The organism is Streptomyces sp. NPDC044044, from assembly GCF_056434405.1.
Map to the genome: position 1 here is coordinate 624,655 of NZ_JBWKFG010000001.1, position 13,477 is coordinate 638,131.

At 72.2% G+C, this 13,477-nt stretch carries 14 protein-coding genes; 6 read left to right on the forward strand and 8 right to left on the reverse strand.

Annotated elements, in window-relative coordinates; genetic code table 11:
• Positions 1 to 5 precede the first annotated feature (5 nt).
• Complete coding sequence (locus tag AC07AG_RS02950; protein ID WP_478751185.1) at positions 6 to 1,403, forward strand: MFS transporter; 1,398 nt, start codon at positions 6 to 8, stop codon at positions 1,401 to 1,403.
• Positions 1,400 to 2,635 carry an FAD-dependent monooxygenase gene (locus AC07AG_RS02955; protein WP_478751187.1) on the forward strand — a complete coding sequence of 412 codons (1,236 nt, stop codon included), beginning with the start codon at positions 1,400 to 1,402 and terminating at the stop codon, positions 2,633 to 2,635. Before AC07AG_RS02950 ends, AC07AG_RS02955 begins: the two co-directional genes overlap by 4 nt.
• A gap of 7 nt (positions 2,636 to 2,642) precedes the next feature.
• Here AC07AG_RS02955 and AC07AG_RS02960 read toward each other — a convergent pair whose 3' ends face one another.
• Positions 2,643 to 3,533: an NAD(P)H-binding protein gene (locus tag AC07AG_RS02960; protein ID WP_478751189.1), complete on the reverse strand. Its 891-nt coding sequence runs from the start codon at positions 3,531 to 3,533 to the stop codon at positions 2,643 to 2,645.
• 141 nt (positions 3,534 to 3,674) lie between these two features.
• On the opposite strand from AC07AG_RS02960, the gene AC07AG_RS02965 reads away from it, so the two are divergent.
• Both AC07AG_RS02965 and AC07AG_RS02970 read left to right on the forward strand, forming a co-directional pair.
• Positions 3,675 to 4,523 (forward strand): LysR family transcriptional regulator, encoded by an 849-nt coding sequence (locus AC07AG_RS02965; protein ID WP_478751190.1) that lies wholly within the window; start codon positions 3,675 to 3,677, stop codon positions 4,521 to 4,523.
• 75 nt (positions 4,524 to 4,598) lie between these two features.
• Complete coding sequence (locus tag AC07AG_RS02970; RefSeq protein WP_478751192.1) at positions 4,599 to 5,171, forward strand: GNAT family N-acetyltransferase; 573 nt, start codon at positions 4,599 to 4,601, stop codon at positions 5,169 to 5,171.
• Between the two features lie 30 nt (positions 5,172 to 5,201).
• On the opposite strand, the gene AC07AG_RS02975 is transcribed toward AC07AG_RS02970, so the two are convergent.
• Both AC07AG_RS02975 and AC07AG_RS02980 read right to left on the reverse strand, forming a co-directional pair.
• The gene (locus AC07AG_RS02975; RefSeq protein WP_478752199.1) at positions 5,202 to 5,699 is read right to left on the reverse strand and encodes a DUF5709 domain-containing protein; all 498 of its coding nucleotides are present in this window, start codon (positions 5,697 to 5,699) and stop codon (positions 5,202 to 5,204) included.
• A 143-nt stretch (positions 5,700 to 5,842) separates the two neighbouring features.
• Positions 5,843 to 6,961: a PP2C family protein-serine/threonine phosphatase gene (locus AC07AG_RS02980; RefSeq protein WP_478751194.1), complete on the reverse strand. Its 1,119-nt coding sequence runs from the start codon at positions 6,959 to 6,961 to the stop codon at positions 5,843 to 5,845.
• Between the two features lie 452 nt (positions 6,962 to 7,413).
• Here AC07AG_RS02980 and AC07AG_RS02985 point away from each other — a divergent pair, with 452 nt between their 5' ends.
• Together AC07AG_RS02985 and AC07AG_RS02990 are read left to right on the forward strand one after the other, a co-directional pair.
• A complete protein-coding gene (locus AC07AG_RS02985) occupies positions 7,414 to 7,596 on the forward strand; it encodes a hypothetical protein (protein WP_478751196.1) in 183 nt (60 codons plus the stop codon).
• A 110-nt stretch (positions 7,597 to 7,706) separates the two neighbouring features.
• The gene (locus AC07AG_RS02990) at positions 7,707 to 8,729 is read left to right on the forward strand and encodes a PHP domain-containing protein (RefSeq protein WP_478751198.1); all 1,023 of its coding nucleotides are present in this window, start codon (positions 7,707 to 7,709) and stop codon (positions 8,727 to 8,729) included.
• 33 nt (positions 8,730 to 8,762) lie between these two features.
• Here AC07AG_RS02990 and AC07AG_RS02995 read toward each other — a convergent pair whose 3' ends face one another.
• From AC07AG_RS02995 to AC07AG_RS03015, 5 genes are all read right to left on the reverse strand, one after another.
• On the reverse strand, positions 8,763 to 10,859 hold the full coding sequence (locus AC07AG_RS02995; protein WP_478751200.1) for a xanthine dehydrogenase family protein molybdopterin-binding subunit: 2,097 nt from the start codon (positions 10,857 to 10,859) through the stop codon (positions 8,763 to 8,765).
• A gap of 39 nt (positions 10,860 to 10,898) precedes the next feature.
• Positions 10,899 to 11,894, reverse strand: coding sequence for an FAD binding domain-containing protein (locus AC07AG_RS03000; RefSeq protein WP_478751202.1), 996 nt, complete (start codon positions 11,892 to 11,894; stop codon positions 10,899 to 10,901).
• Complete coding sequence (locus tag AC07AG_RS03005; RefSeq protein WP_478751204.1) at positions 11,891 to 12,424, reverse strand: 2Fe-2S iron-sulfur cluster-binding protein; 534 nt, start codon at positions 12,422 to 12,424, stop codon at positions 11,891 to 11,893. The genes AC07AG_RS03000 and AC07AG_RS03005 overlap by 4 nt, the downstream gene beginning before the upstream one ends.
• A 181-nt stretch (positions 12,425 to 12,605) precedes the next feature.
• Positions 12,606 to 12,980 (reverse strand): hypothetical protein, encoded by a 375-nt coding sequence (locus AC07AG_RS03010; RefSeq protein ID WP_478751206.1) that lies wholly within the window; start codon positions 12,978 to 12,980, stop codon positions 12,606 to 12,608.
• A 78-nt stretch (positions 12,981 to 13,058) separates the two neighbouring features.
• Entirely contained in the window at positions 13,059 to 13,451 is a 393-nt protein-coding gene (locus AC07AG_RS03015) for a roadblock/LC7 domain-containing protein (protein ID WP_478751207.1), read from the reverse strand.
• Between the last annotated feature and the right edge of the window lie 26 nt (positions 13,452 to 13,477).

Genomic DNA, 13,477 nt, shown 5'->3' on the forward strand with positions numbered 1-13,477 from the left:
CGTCCATGACTGCAACGCTGGCTCCCCCGGTCCGCATCGGGAAGGCCACTGTCTGGGCCCTCGGCATGCTGGCGGTCGCCACCGGGGCCCTGGAGTCGGTGGTGACACCGACCCTCCCGCTCCTGCAACGCGAGTTGGGCATGAGCCGGGCCGAAGGGGCGTTACTCAGCGTCGTGCTCCTCATCACCGGCGCGCTCATCACGCCGGTCGCAGGCAAGTTCGGCGACCGCTACGGCGGAAAACGAGTCCTGATACGGCTGATGGCGGTGGTCTCGGCCGGTGGCCTGGTGTCCGCCCTGGCGCCGAACCTGCCCGTGCTGCTGCTCGGCCAGGTACTGCAGGGAGCGATGGTGGGCGCGCTGCCCCTGTCGTTCATCCTGGTGCGCAAACACCTCCCCGCGGGAGAGGCGAAGGTGGCCATCGGGGTGGTCAGCGGGTTGTTCGTGGGGGGCGGGATGGCGGGGACGCTGTCGGCCGGTCCCGTGGCGGAAGGGCTCTCCCGGCACTGGATGTTCGCGCTGCCGACGTTCGCGGTCATCGGGGCCACCCTGCTGGTGAGCCGGCTGATGCCGCTTGATCCTCCGGCCCGGTCGGACGACGCCCGATTCGACTGGCCGGGCCTGTTTCTCCTGAGCGGCACGCTGGTCACGCTCATGCTCGCGCTCGCCATCGCACCCGAGATCGGCTCGCAGCCACTCGTGCTCGGCGCCCTCGTCGTGGTGCTGGCCGCCTTCGCGGCCGGATGGACAGCCGTCGAGCGCCGTGCGGCCTCGCCGATGGTGGATCTGCGCATGCTGGCACGGCCCGCGGTGTGGAAGTCGTGCGTGCTGACGTTCGTGATCTGCGTCGGTACCTCGGGGGCGGTCTATCTCGTCCCGCAGTTGTTCGAGGTGTCAGAAGACGCGTACGGCTTCGGGGCCAGTGCCACCGAGATCGGGTTCTTCCTGCTGCCCGGCGCCGTGGCCGCGACGCTGGCCGGACCGATCGGCGGGATCGGGGCGCGGCGCTTCGGCTCGCGTGCCGTGGTCACCGCCGGGATCGTCATCATGGCCACCGCCCTGATCGCCCTGGCCGCTGTGCACACCCAGGTCTGGCACCTCGTCGTCGGCAAGATGCTGGTCGCGCTCGCCAACGGCCTGTGCGTCACGGCGATGGTGACAAGGACCGCCACATCCGTCGATCGGAGCGACACCGGCATCGCCACCAGCCTGGTCCTGGTGACTCGCGTGATCGGCTTCGCCGTCGGCGTCCAGGTCAGTGGAGCGATCCTCACCGCCGGGACCCCTTCCGGGTCGGACATCCCGGCCGAATCCGCCTTCGTCACCGGCTTCGTCGTCGCGGGCGCCGTCACGGCCCTGTCCCTGCTGGTCACCCGCACCATGAGCAAAGGAGTCAAGGAATGACCCGCACTGATCTGTTGACGGATGTCCCCACGCATTGCCGTACGGCGTCGAGGCGCAAGGTCCTGATATCCGGTGCCAGCATCGCGGGTCCCGCACTCGCGTACTGGCTGAACCGCCGCGGATTCGCGGTCACGGTCGTCGAGAAGGCGGGCACGCTTCGTGACGGTGGTTATCCCATCGACGTGCGCGGCACCGCGCTGGAGGTCGTCCGGAGGATGGGAATCCTGCCGCGCCTGCGGGACGCGCACATCGACCTGCGCCGGTTGACCTTCCTCGACGGGGACGGCGGCGAGGTCACCTCGCTCCATCCGCACACCGTCACCGGCGGTGTCGCGGGACGGGACCTGGAGGTGCGGCGCGGGGATCTGAGCCGCGCTCTTCATGCGGCGGTCCGTGACGACGTGGAGTTCTTGTTCAACGACTCCATCGACACCCTCGACCAGTCCGGCCACGGGGTCGACGTCACCTTCCGCGGGGGCGGCAGGCGTACGTTCGACATGGTGTTCGGTGCCGACGGTCTGCACTCACATACCCGCGCCTCCCTGTTCGGCCCCGAGGAGCAGTTCCACCGGTATCTCGGCTACTGCTTCGCCGTGTTCACCCTGCCCAACACCTTCGGGCTGTCGCACGAGACCGTCATGTGGAACACCCCGGGCAGAGCCGCGGCGCTCTACGCCGTGGGGGACAGCGACGACGTGCACGCCTTCCTGAACTTCGCGCATCCGGAACCGCCGTTCGACGCGTTCCGGAACCCGGAGGCCCAACGGGACCTGGTCGCCGCGGTCTTCGCCGACGCGGGATGGGAGGTCCCCGGCATGCTCGCCGCCCTGCGCGACGCGGACGACCTGTTCTTCGACGCGGTCAGCCAGATCCGCATGCCCCGCTGGTCCAGTGGCAGGGTCGCGCTGGTGGGCGACGCCGCGTACGCACCTTCGTTCCTCACCGGGCAGGGCTCCAGCCTCGCGCTCGTCGGTGCGTACATGCTCGCCGCTTCCCTGGCCGACCGGGACCACGCCGCGGGCTTCGCCGCCTACGAACACACCACCCGTGAGTTCGTGGCCGTGAACCAGGCGAAGGTCGGCGAGGGCGACGCCACGCTCTTCCCCACCACGGCACGGGCCCTGGAGCAGCGCAACGACATGCTGCGCAGGCTCAGCGCCGTGCCCCCCTCCCCGGAGGGACAACCGGCCCACTCGGCTCTCACCCTGCCCGAGTTCGAGAGAACCCGCTGAGGAACGCCTACGCCAGGACGGCCGGCCTGAGCACCTCCTGGCACCACTGGCGGAAGCCGGTGGGCGCGGACTCGGGGGTGCTCGGTGCGTCGGCGCCGTAGAAGCCCTGGGCGTCCATGGCCCGGGTCATGTCGGCCAGTCCCTGGGCCCAGGCCTCGCTCGCCCCGTGGCGCAGCATCGTCGCCTTGTACTCCTCGCTGCTGGTGCGCCGGACGCGCACGGGGCGGCCGAGGACCTCGGAGATGATCTGCGCCATGCCCTGGGGGGACAGATCGTCGGGGCCGACCAGCGGGACGTCCTCCTGTCCGGTCCAGGCGTCGTCCAGGAGCAGCCGGGCCGCCGTGGCGGCGATGTCGCCGGTGGCACAGGTGCGCAGTACGCGGTCCTCCGCCAGCGCCAGGAAGAACGCGCCCGCGTCGCGGATCGACTCGGCCTGGCCCAGCAGATTCTCCATCAGGAACGGCGGGCACAGCGCCCGGTAGTGCGCGCCCGTGGCCGCGATCGCCTCGTCCATGGCGAGCGACGCGGATATCTGGCCGGCGTTCTTCGCCACGCCGCGGCCCAGGCTGGAGACGCCGACGACGCGCTGTACGCCCTGACTGCCGATCACCTCGCGCAGCGGCTCGGTGAAGTGGCGGAAGTGGCCATCGACGCTGTCGGCCTCAGGGGTCGGCGGAACCAGCCAGAACACGCGGTCGGCGCCCGCGCATGCCTCCTTCAGGACGGTGGGGTCGGCGTGCGAGCCGCGTACGACCTCGGTCTGCGCGCGCACCCGCGCCGGCAGACGGGCCGGGTCGCGGGCGATCACCCGGATTCCCGCGGAGGCGTCCGGGGATTCGAGGAGGTGGTCGAGTACCTGCCGGCCGATCTGGCCGGTGGGGGTGGTGACGACGATCATGAAAGGGCTCCCGGGGACGTGGGTCGGATGCCGTCGAGCCTGCTGCGTCGCGCGTTCGAACTGAAGGATCGATCCGCTCCGGCTTGTTACCCTCAGGGCAATACCCTCAGGTCAATACCGGCAGGAAGGGGAGTGGGAAGCGTGGAGTCCCGACCGCTGCGCTACTTCCTCGCCGTCGCCGAGGAGCTCAACTTCGCCCGCGCCGCCGAGCGGCTCGGTATCTCCCCGCCACCGCTGTCCCGCGCGATCCGCCGGTTGGAGACGGAGCTGGGCGTCACCCTCTTCGAGCGGACCACCCACAGCGTGGCTCTGACCCCCGCCGGGACGGTGCTCCTCGCGGAGGCGAGCATCGCCCTGGACGCCCTGCAGGCCGCCGGACGGCGGGCCCAGCGCGCTGCCGCGACGGATCCGAAGCTGGTCCTCGCCGTGAAGGCGGACGGGGACGCGGGGCTCCTTGAACCGATCCTGGCGCGCTTCGCGGCACAGCCGGCCGCCCTGCCCGTCGTCGTCCGGCTGTGCGGCTGGAACGAACAGCCGCGGCTGCTGCGTCAGGGCGAAGCCGATGCGGCCCTGGTCCACGAGCCGTTCGACCGCACCGGCCTGGACGCCGAGACACTGGCCGCCGAACCGCGCGTCGCCGCCCTCGCCGCCGGCCATCCCCTCGCCGCCCGGGACGGCCTGGCCCTCGCCGACCTCGGTCTGCGCCCCGGTGACCTGCACCAGTACCTCGACGAGGTCCGCAGCGAGAGCCGCGACCTGGCCCAACTGCTCACCCTCGTGAGCCTCGGGGACCTGGTGCCGCTGCTGCCCGCCTCCGTCGCCGCCCGCTACCCGCGCCCCGGCGTCGTCTACCGGCCGGTCCCGGACGCACCGCCCGCGATCCTCGCCATCGCCTGGCCGCAGCAGTCCCGTTCGAGGGCCACGGCGGCGCTGGTCCGCGCCGCCGCGTCCGTGGCCGATGCGGCAGGGGACGGGCAGGCGGGCCCGTGACTTCAGCGCACGGCCCCGTACGTCGTGTCACCGCGACCGCGGGTGCGCGTGAGGTGCGCGTGCCACTCTGGTGTCATGCCCATCGACGTACGCCCGGCTTCGGTCTTCGAGGATGTCCGTGCCGTGGTCGGCCCGAAGTCACCTGCCGCCAATGTCTGCTGGTGCCTGAGCTACCGGATCCCGTCCAAGCTCAACAACGAGCTCCGCGGGCCGGCCCGCGGTGAGTACGTCGCCGAGTTGTGCCGTGCCAAGACCCCTCCAGGGGTGCTCGCCTACGACGGGGAAGAGCCGGTGGGCTGGGCGGCCGTGGCGCCGCGCTCGGAGACGTCCTTCGCGCGCAACCGGAAGATCCCGCACGTCGACGACCTGCCGGTCTGGTCCCTCTGGTGCGTCCGTGTGCGGCCCGGCCATCGCAAGCAGGGGATCTCGCACGCCCTGATCGCCGGGGCGGTCGAGTTCGCCCGCGCCCACGGCGCACTGGCGGTCGAGGCCTACCCGCTCGACAACGGCGACGCAAAGGTCGACCTGACCATGGCGTACGCCGGGCTCCGCAAGAACTTCGAGCGCGCCGGATTCACCCACGCCGCCGACACGACCTCCGTGCTGGCCGGTCATCCCCGGGTCCTGATGCGGCTCGACCTGCGCTGACTCGGCAGCCCCGGGCCGCTGCGGCGCACATCAGCCCGCGGAGTCCGCCCGGTCGGCGGCGTCCGCGTCGATGACATGCACCGCCGCCTCCTCGGCGGATGCCGCCCCGCCGTCGATGCCCATGTCCTCGCCGATCATGTCCTGCGCGGCGTCGGACTCCGGGTCGTCGCTCGCCCCGTCGTCGGGGGCGAACAGGCGCCCGGCGCGGGCGTCTCCGACCTCCGTCTCGTCGATCGGCTCGCCGTCGGTGTCGGTCGTGTCCCCGATGCCGTCGTCATCCTCGGCAGGGCCGGGAACCGCGAGCGCGGGGTCGGGCCGCTCCTCGGAGAGGCGCTCCGCCAGGCTCTCGCCGTCCTGCTGCTCCTGCGCGGTGGTGCCGGTGTGGGCCACCCCCAGGGGCCGCTCGGGCGGTGACCAGCCCTCGTCGTACGGATCCGCCCCGCGGTCGCTGAGGGTGTCCTCCGCGTCGAGGATGCCCTCGTCCTCGCGGACCTCCTCCGCATCGGGCTGGTAGACGTCGTCGCCCATGACCTCGTCGTTTCCCACGGTGCTCGTCCTCCTTCACGCGCGACTGATGGTGCTGCTGTGCCGTGTATCCACCCTGATCCAGAACACACGTTCCGGCATGTGGGGAGGGGGTGAGGCGGTCAGTGCATGCCGGGCCCTGCAGGTCACCGCGTTCCGGGCGGGCGCCATTCGAGGAGCAACAGCGTCGCGTCGTCGCGCAGTTGGTTGTCCTGCCGGTCGAGGATGGCGTGGATCAGCTGGCGCAGTGCCTCAGGTGCCGGTTCGCCCGCCGCGGTCGCGCGGATGATGCTGTCCGTGAACCGCTCGAGGCCGAACTCGGCGCCGCCCCCGGTCCGCAGCTCGGTGACGCCGTCGGTGTACATCAGCACCCGGTCGCCCGGCTGGAGCGCCTCCTCGTGGACCTGCCATTCCACGTCGGCCAGCAGGGCGGGTGTGCCCATGGGCGGCTGGGCCGGCCGCTCGAGGGCGCGGTCGAGCACGCGGTGGTCCCGGATCAGCAGGGGAGGCGGATGGCCGCAATTGATCCACCGCAGCAGGCCGTCGGCCAGGTCGAGCTGCGCGAGGATCCCGGTGCAGAACTGCTCGGGCAGCCATCCGGCCAGCGCGTGCTGGACGGTGTCGACGAGCTCGGGCAGCTCGGCCTCGGCCCGCCGGGCGTTGCGGCAGCCGGCCATGGCCACGGCGGTGGTCAGACCCGACGCGAGGTTGTGGCCCATGGCGTCCAGGATCGCCACGTGCAGGGTCGAAGGGGTCAGGGAGTGATCGAAGGCGTCGCCGCCGATCTCGTACGCCGGTTCGAGCACGGCGGTCGAGATCACATGGGAGTTGCCGATCGTCCTGGGCGGCAGGAAGGCCCGGAGCATCTCGGCGGGCAGCTGCATGTCCTCGGAGCGTGTCCGGCGCGCGAAGCTGTCGCTCGAGGCCCGCTTCGACGTGATCGTCATGGCCATCACGGAGGCCAGCATGCGGCAGCGGCGCAGCAGCGCGACGTCGATGACCGCCGCGGTGGCGCCGATCACGCCGAGGCGTTCGGCGCCGTCGATCAGCGGCAGCCAGGCGACGATCCTGCCCTGGGCCAGTTCCTCGACGCGCAGCGCGTGCGCCCGGTAGGCCGAACCGGCGACGGAGCTGTCCACATCGAGGGTGGGCGGCCCCTCGGCCAGCGGCACCAGGCACCGCTGCTGGAGGTCCACGAGGTACACGTCGATCCGGTCGAGCCCGACGGCCTCGGCGAACCGCTGGGCCAGTGCGGGAAGCTCCATCGGCGCCGCTGCGTGCGCCGCAGCGAGCAGTTGTTCAAACAGCTGTTCCCCCGGGCCGGGCTGCCGGGGGCCTTGCCTGCCAGAACCGGAACTTTCGGAACTGGTGCTTCCGGAAGCGGTGTTTTCGGAACCGGTGCTTTCGGGGACGGTGCTTCCGGAGCCGGAGTTTCCGGCTTCGGGCTCCGCAGGCTGGCTCGACATCTGTGATCACCGCCTCATCAGCAGTCTCACACCGGGCCCCGGATCCCGCCCGGCTGCCTGCGCGCGGGAGGCGCATTTCGCTTGCGCCCGCCGGATTTCCGGCCTGCGAACACCCTCCCCGGTACACCGGGCCGGCCGTCTCAGCGGTCGACCCCGGTCCGCGGAGGCCCGCAAGCGCAGCGTAAGGTCGCGGACCGGCCGCATGCGGCCGTACCGACCAATACAGTCACCCGAACAAGGAGCCGCTGGTCATGCCAGCCAATGACGCCGCTGAGGCGCCGATCTACGAAACCCTCGTCCAGGAGCACGGCGACGTCCTCGCGACAGCCCGCAAGGCCGCCGAGGAGACGCAGCAGAGAGCCGAGGCCGTGCTGGACTTCAGGGGGCCGATCGCGTCCGTCCCGGACGCCGCACCCGCCGAACCCGCGGCGTAGGCGTCCCCGGGGCGACGAAGGCCCCGGCCCTCGGGTGCCCCGCCGCCCTTTGTGGGCGACGCTGGAAGCACACGTACGCCGTCGGCAGTCCCCGACGGCCGGAGGTGCCGATGGACCCCGTGGAGGCGCTGGAACGGATCGCCTTTCTGCTGGAGCGAGGCCGCGCCCCGACCTACCGGGTGCGCGCCTTCCGCGCCGCGGCCGAGGTGATCGGCGATCTGCCCGACGGCGAGGCGGCGCGGCGCGTGGCCGACGGGTCCCTGGAGTCGCTCAAGGGGATCGGCCCCAAGACCGCCGGGGTGGTCCGCGAGGCGCTGGCAGGCGAGGTGCCGGGATACCTGGAGCGGCTTGAAGGCGAGGCGGACGCCCCGCTCGCCGAGGGCGGCACCCGGCTGCGGGCCCTCCTGCGCGGCGACTGCCACCTGCACTCCGACTGGTCCGACGGCGGCAGCCCGATCGAGGAGATGGGCCGTGCGGCACGGGCGCTCGGCCACGAGTGGGCCGTGCTCACCGACCACTCGCCCCGGCTGACCGTCGCACGCGGCCTGTCCCCGGAGCGGCTGCGCGAGCAGCTGGCGGTGGTGGCCGATCTCAACGAGCGGTGGGCCCCCTTCCGGCTGCTCACGGGCATCGAGTGCGACATCCTCGACGACGGTTCGCTCGACCAGGAGCCCGAGCTGCTCGACCGGCTCGACGTGGTCGTCGTCTCCGTGCACTCCAAACTGCGCATGGACGCCGCCGCGATGACCCGGCGCATGGTCGCCGCCGTCAGCAATCCCCGGGCCGACGTGCTCGGGCACTGCACCGGGCGGCTCGTCACCGGGCGCGGCAGGCCGGAGTCGCAGTTCGACGCGGACGCGGTGTTCGCCGCGTGCGCGGCCTCCAGCACGGCCGTGGAGATCAACAGCCGTCCGGAGCGGCTCGACCCGCCGCGTCGGCTGCTGCGCCGTGCCGTGGACGCCGGAGTGCTCTTCTCCGTGGACACCGACGCGCACGCGCCCGGTCAGCTGGACTGGCAGGTGATCGGGTGCGCCCGCGCCGAGGAGTGCGGGGTGCCCGCCGAGCGCGTGGTGACGACCTGGACGGCCGAGAAGCTGCTGGCCTGGACGCGGGAGAACCGGGCCGCGGCGTGAGGGCGCGGCGGCATCCCTGCGCCCTCGCCGGATTCAGATGCCGCCCGCCAGGAGCCGGTCCGGCGTGAGGGGCAGTTCGCGCAGCCGCAGACCGGTCGCGTGATGCACCGCGTTGCCGATGGCCGCGGCCGTCCCGACGATGCCGATCTCGCCGATGCCCTTGCTGCCCATGGGGTTGAGGTGGGGGTCGTCCTCGTCGATCCAGTGCGCGTCGATCGCGGGTACGTCCGCGTGCGCCGGTACGTGGTAGGCGGCGAGGTCCGCCTCCGTGAAGTCGCCGAAGGCCGCGTCCATGGTGCTGCCCTCGGTCAGCGCCATGCCCAGGCCCATCGTCATCGCGCCGATGAACTGTGAGCGCGCGGTACGGGAGTTGAGGATGTGCCCGGCCGCGTAGACGCCGAGCAGTCGGCGCACCCGGACCTCGCCGGTCACCGTGTTGACGCCGACCTCGGCGAAGTGGGCGCCGAAGGAGTGGCGGGAGTAGTCGCTGTCCGCGTCGGCCTCGCCCGCCGTGTCGGCGGTGGCGCCCACCCCCTCCGGCGGCAGCTGCTGCCCCTGCTGTCCGGCCAGGCGCTCGGCCAGCCGCGTACAGGCCTCGTGGACGGCCCAGCCCCAGGAGCCCGTCCCACAGGAACCGCCCGCCAGCGGCGCGGCCGGCAGGTCGCTGCTGCCGATGTCGGCGCGCACGGAGTCCAGCGGGACGCCGAGCACGTCGGCGGCGATCTGCGCGAGCACGGTGCGGGCGCCCTGGCCGATGTCGGTGGCATTGACGCGGATCACGAAGCTGCCGTCGGGGTAGGCGTGCGCGCTCGCCCGGCTCGGCGAGACGATCACCGGGTACGTGGCCGCCGCGACCCCGCTGCCCACCAGGACGGGACCGTCGGCGCGTGAGCGGGGTCGCGGGTCGCGCTCGGACCAGCCGAAGCGGCGGGCGCCCTCGCGCAGGCACTCGGCGAGATGACGGCTGCTGAAGGGCAGGGAGCTGTCGGGTTCCGTCTGCGTGTCGTTGCGCAGCCGCAGTTCGACGGGGTCGATGCCGAGGGTCACGGCGAGTTCGTCCATCGCCGACTCCAGGGCGTACATGCCGGGCGCCTCGCCCGGGGCGCGCATCCAGGAGGGGCTCGGCACGTCGAGCGGCAGCACGCGCTGGGTGGTGCGGGCGTGCGGCGACGGATACATGATGCGCGTGGCGGCGGTGGCCGTCTCGACGAACTCCTTGACGCGCGAGGTGTGCGCGGTGACTTCATGGATCACGGAGGTCAGCGTGCCGTCCGCGTCCGCGCCGAGGCGCACCCGGTGCAGGGTCGGCGAGCGGTGGCCCACCACGGCAGCCAACTGGCGCCGTGGCAGGGCGAGTTTGACGGGCCTGCCGGTCATGCGGGCCGCCATGGAGGCGAGCACCACGTGCGGGCGTGGCGTGCCCTTGGATCCGAAGCCGCCGCCGACGTGTTCGGAGACGACCGTGATCTGCTCCTTGGGCAGCGCGAACAGCCCTGCCAGGACGTCGCGGACGGTGGTGGCGCCCTGGCTGCTGTCGTGCACGGTCAGCCGGCCGTCCTGCCACTGGGCGGTGGCCGCGTGCGGTTCCATGGGGTGGTTGTGCAGCGGCGGCACGCGGTAGCGGACATCGACGCGTGCGGCGGCGGAGGCGAACACGTCCTCGGCGTCGCCGCGCACGTGCTCGCCCGAGGTGCCGTCCGAGTCCTCCGGCACGTAGGCCCCTGGATGATCGGCCTTCAGGACGACGTCGTACGGTTCCTCGGCGTACGTGACCTGGACCGCCGCCGCGCCTTCGCGTGCAGCCTCCAGGGTGTCGGCGACGACGAGCGCGACGTACCAGCCCCGGTGCGGGACGCGCGCGTCCTGCAGCACGGAGAGGGTGGCGTCGTCCGGCTTCCCCAGGCGCGGCGCGTTCAGGTGCGTGAGGACCTCGACGACGCCGGGCACCGCCAGGGCCGCCGTGGCGTCGACGGCGCTGACCGCGCCCCGCGCCACCGTGGCGGGCACCGGCCAGGCGTAGGCGCACCCTTCGGGAGTGTGCTCGGCGGCGTAGCGGGCGGTCCCGGTCACCTTCTGGGGGCCCTCCCTGCGCTCGGCGGGCGCCCCGAGGGCGCTTGCGGTGTCCGGCATGGGGTTCTCCCTGGGAGCGGAGGACAGACGTGGTCTTGGTCAGGAGGCGGAGGGCGATGCGGCCAGGCGCCGCAGGACGTCACAGGCGAGATTGCGGGCGAGGCGCACCTTGAACGCGTTGTCCCGCAGCGGCTCGGCAGCGGAGAGCTCGGCGTCCAGGGCCCGCAGGAACGCCTCGTCGCCCGGCGGGCCGCCCAGCAGCTCGCGCTCGGCACGCCGGGCACGCCAGGGCCGGTGGGCCAGGCCGCCGAACGCGATCCGTACCTGGCGTACGACGGAGTCCTCGACGTCAAGGACCACGGCCACCGAGGCGAGCGCGAAGGCGTACGAGGCGCGGTCGCGGGCCTTGCGGTAGGCGGAGGGCAGCCCCGCGGGCGCGGCAGGCAGCAGCACACCGGTGATCAGCTCGCCGGGTGCGATCTCGGTGTCCAGATCAGGGCGGTCACCGGGCAGCCGGTGGAATGTGGTCACGGGCAGGGTGCGCCGCCCCCGCACACCGTGCAGCTCCACCTGGGCGTCGAGGGCGCTGAGCGCGACCGCCATGTCGGAGGGGTTGGTGGCGATGCACTGCGGCGAGTGGCCCAGGACCGCGTGGTCGCGGTGGATGCCGTCACGCGCCCCGCATCCGGTGCCCGGCTCGCGCTTGTTGCACGGTTTGCTCAGGTCCTGGAAGTAGGGGCAGCGGGTCCGCTGGAGCAGGTTGCCCCCGGTCGTTGCCACGTTGCGCAGCTGGCCCGAAGCCCCCGCGAGCAGGGCCTGCGACAGCACGGGGTAGCGGCTGCGCACCAGCGGATGGGCGGCGAGGTCGCTGTTGCGCACCGTGGCGCCGGCGCGGAGAGACCCGTCGGGCAGCTCCTCCACCGTGTCCAGCGGCAGCCTGCTCACGTCGATCAGCGTCCCGGGGCGTTCCACGCCCAGCTTCATCAGGTCGACGAGATTGGTGCCGCCGCCCAGGTAGCGGGAGCCCGGCCGTCCCGCGTGGGCCGCTGCCGCCTCTTCGACGCTGTAGGCGCGCACGTACCGGAAGGGCTTCACCGGGCCACGTCCTCGACGGCCTCGACGATGTGCGGATAGGCGCCGCACCGGCACAGGTTGCCGCTGAGCCGCTCACGGATCTCGTCCCGGGTCAGCTCCACGGGCCTGCCGGTGTCCGCTCCCGGATCCGTGACGTGCGACGCGTGGCCCGCCGCGGCCTCCGCCAGGGCGCCGACGGTCGAACAGATCTGTCCCGGCGTGCAGTAGCCGCACTGGAAGGCGTCGCGTTCCAGGAAGGCCCGCTGCACGGGGTGCAGGCCCTCGCCGTCGGGGCCGTGCAGCCCTTCGACGGTGGTGATCTCACGCCCTTCGTGGGCGACCGCGAGGAGCAGGCAGCTGTTCGCGCGGCGCCCGTCGACGAGGACGGTGCAGGCACCGCACTGGCCGTGATCGCAGCCCTTCTTGGCGCCGGTGAGACCCAGCTGCTCGCGCAGGACGTCCAGCAGCGTCGAACGGTGGTCGATGGTGAGGCCGTGCGGCTCGCCGTTCACCGTCAGGCGCACTTGTGCGTGGAACACATCGGTTCCCATGGTGCTCTGCTCCCTGGTCGACGCGTGGTCAGGAGGTGACCGCGTATCCAGCCTGAGTCAGGACACCCGTTACGGCATGCCGGGATCACGCGTGTGGCGTATCGGCGGCAGCGGACGGCGCCGCGCCGTGCGGGGCGCGGCGCCGAGGGACGGGGGAGGCGCCGTGGAAGGGGACGTCGGGTCAGATGTCCATGTCCGCCTCGATCCGCTTGAGTTGGTGACGGGCCATGGCCAGGTTGGCGCGGTCCTTGTCGAGGGCCAGGTAGAGGAAGAGCCCGTTGTTGTTGCGGCCCTTGATGAGCCGGATCAGGTGGTACTGGCTGCTGAGCGAGATCAGGATGTCCTCGATCTCGTCCTTGAGGCCGAGCATTTCCATGGTGCGCAGCTTGGCGCGCACCACGTCCGTGTTCCCCGCCGCGGCGACCGACAGGTCCAGGTCCTTGCCGCCGCCCAGGGTCCCCAGGGCCATGCCGCTCGTGTAGTCGACCAGGGCGGCGCCGATGACGCCCTCGATGGAGGTGGTGGCTTCCTTGAGCGCGGTTTCCGTGTTGCTCATGAGTTTGCTCCCTTTCCGTCTGCTGGATGCCCGTGATGAGGGCGTTGAAGGTGATGAGGATGAGGTGGGGGGCATGGGTCAGCTTTCCTCCGCTCGTTCGACGGCGGCGTCGACCAGCTCTCCGATGCAGGCGCTGGACCGGCGGGCCTCCAGGTGCAGCCGGCCCACGTTGATGCGGGGCTCCGCCAGCAGCGTCAGGACGGCGGATGAACCGGCGGCGTACGTGGCGACGTATCCGTGCTCACCCCGGATGAGCAGTTCCCGGAAGCCGCCCTGGTGGGTCGCCTCGGACAGGCGCAGGGCCACCCCCAGCGCCGCCGCGGTGAGTGCCGAGACGCCTTCGGCCTCCACGTCCGCGGCGTCCTGGGCCAGTACAAGGCCGTCGACGCTGGCCGCGAGCGCGCCCCTGAGCTGCGGAATCCGGGTGCGCAGGCGTCTCAGTTCGCTCAGTACGTCGGCTTCGGCGCCCATCAGGTGTCTCCTCTCGGCGCGCTTCC

Bases quoted from the DNA above. Each gene is read 5' to 3' on its own strand.
- AC07AG_RS02955 (WP_478751187.1), top strand. From the start codon at position 1,400: ATGACCCGCACTGATCTGTTGACGGATGTCCCCACGCATTGCCGTACG.
- AC07AG_RS02960 (WP_478751189.1), bottom strand. From the start codon at position 3,533: ATGATCGTCGTCACCACCCCCACCGGCCAGATCGGCCGGCAGGTACTC.
- AC07AG_RS02990 (WP_478751198.1), top strand. From the start codon at position 7,707: ATGGACCCCGTGGAGGCGCTGGAACGGATCGCCTTTCTGCTGGAGCGA.
- AC07AG_RS03010 (WP_478751206.1), bottom strand. From the start codon at position 12,980: ATGAGCAACACGGAAACCGCGCTCAAGGAAGCCACCACCTCCATCGAG.
- AC07AG_RS02950 (WP_478751185.1), top strand. From the start codon at position 6: ATGACTGCAACGCTGGCTCCCCCGGTCCGCATCGGGAAGGCCACTGTC.
- AC07AG_RS02970 (WP_478751192.1), top strand. From the start codon at position 4,599: ATGCCCATCGACGTACGCCCGGCTTCGGTCTTCGAGGATGTCCGTGCC.
- AC07AG_RS02995 (WP_478751200.1), bottom strand. From the start codon at position 10,859: ATGCCGGACACCGCAAGCGCCCTCGGGGCGCCCGCCGAGCGCAGGGAG.
- AC07AG_RS03005 (WP_478751204.1), bottom strand. From the start codon at position 12,424: ATGGGAACCGATGTGTTCCACGCACAAGTGCGCCTGACGGTGAACGGC.
- AC07AG_RS02975 (WP_478752199.1), bottom strand. From the start codon at position 5,699: ATGGGCGACGACGTCTACCAGCCCGATGCGGAGGAGGTCCGCGAGGAC.
- AC07AG_RS02985 (WP_478751196.1), top strand. From the start codon at position 7,414: ATGCCAGCCAATGACGCCGCTGAGGCGCCGATCTACGAAACCCTCGTC.
- AC07AG_RS03015 (WP_478751207.1), bottom strand. From the start codon at position 13,451: ATGGGCGCCGAAGCCGACGTACTGAGCGAACTGAGACGCCTGCGCACC.
- AC07AG_RS02980 (WP_478751194.1), bottom strand. From the start codon at position 6,961: ATGGAGCTTCCCGCACTGGCCCAGCGGTTCGCCGAGGCCGTCGGGCTC.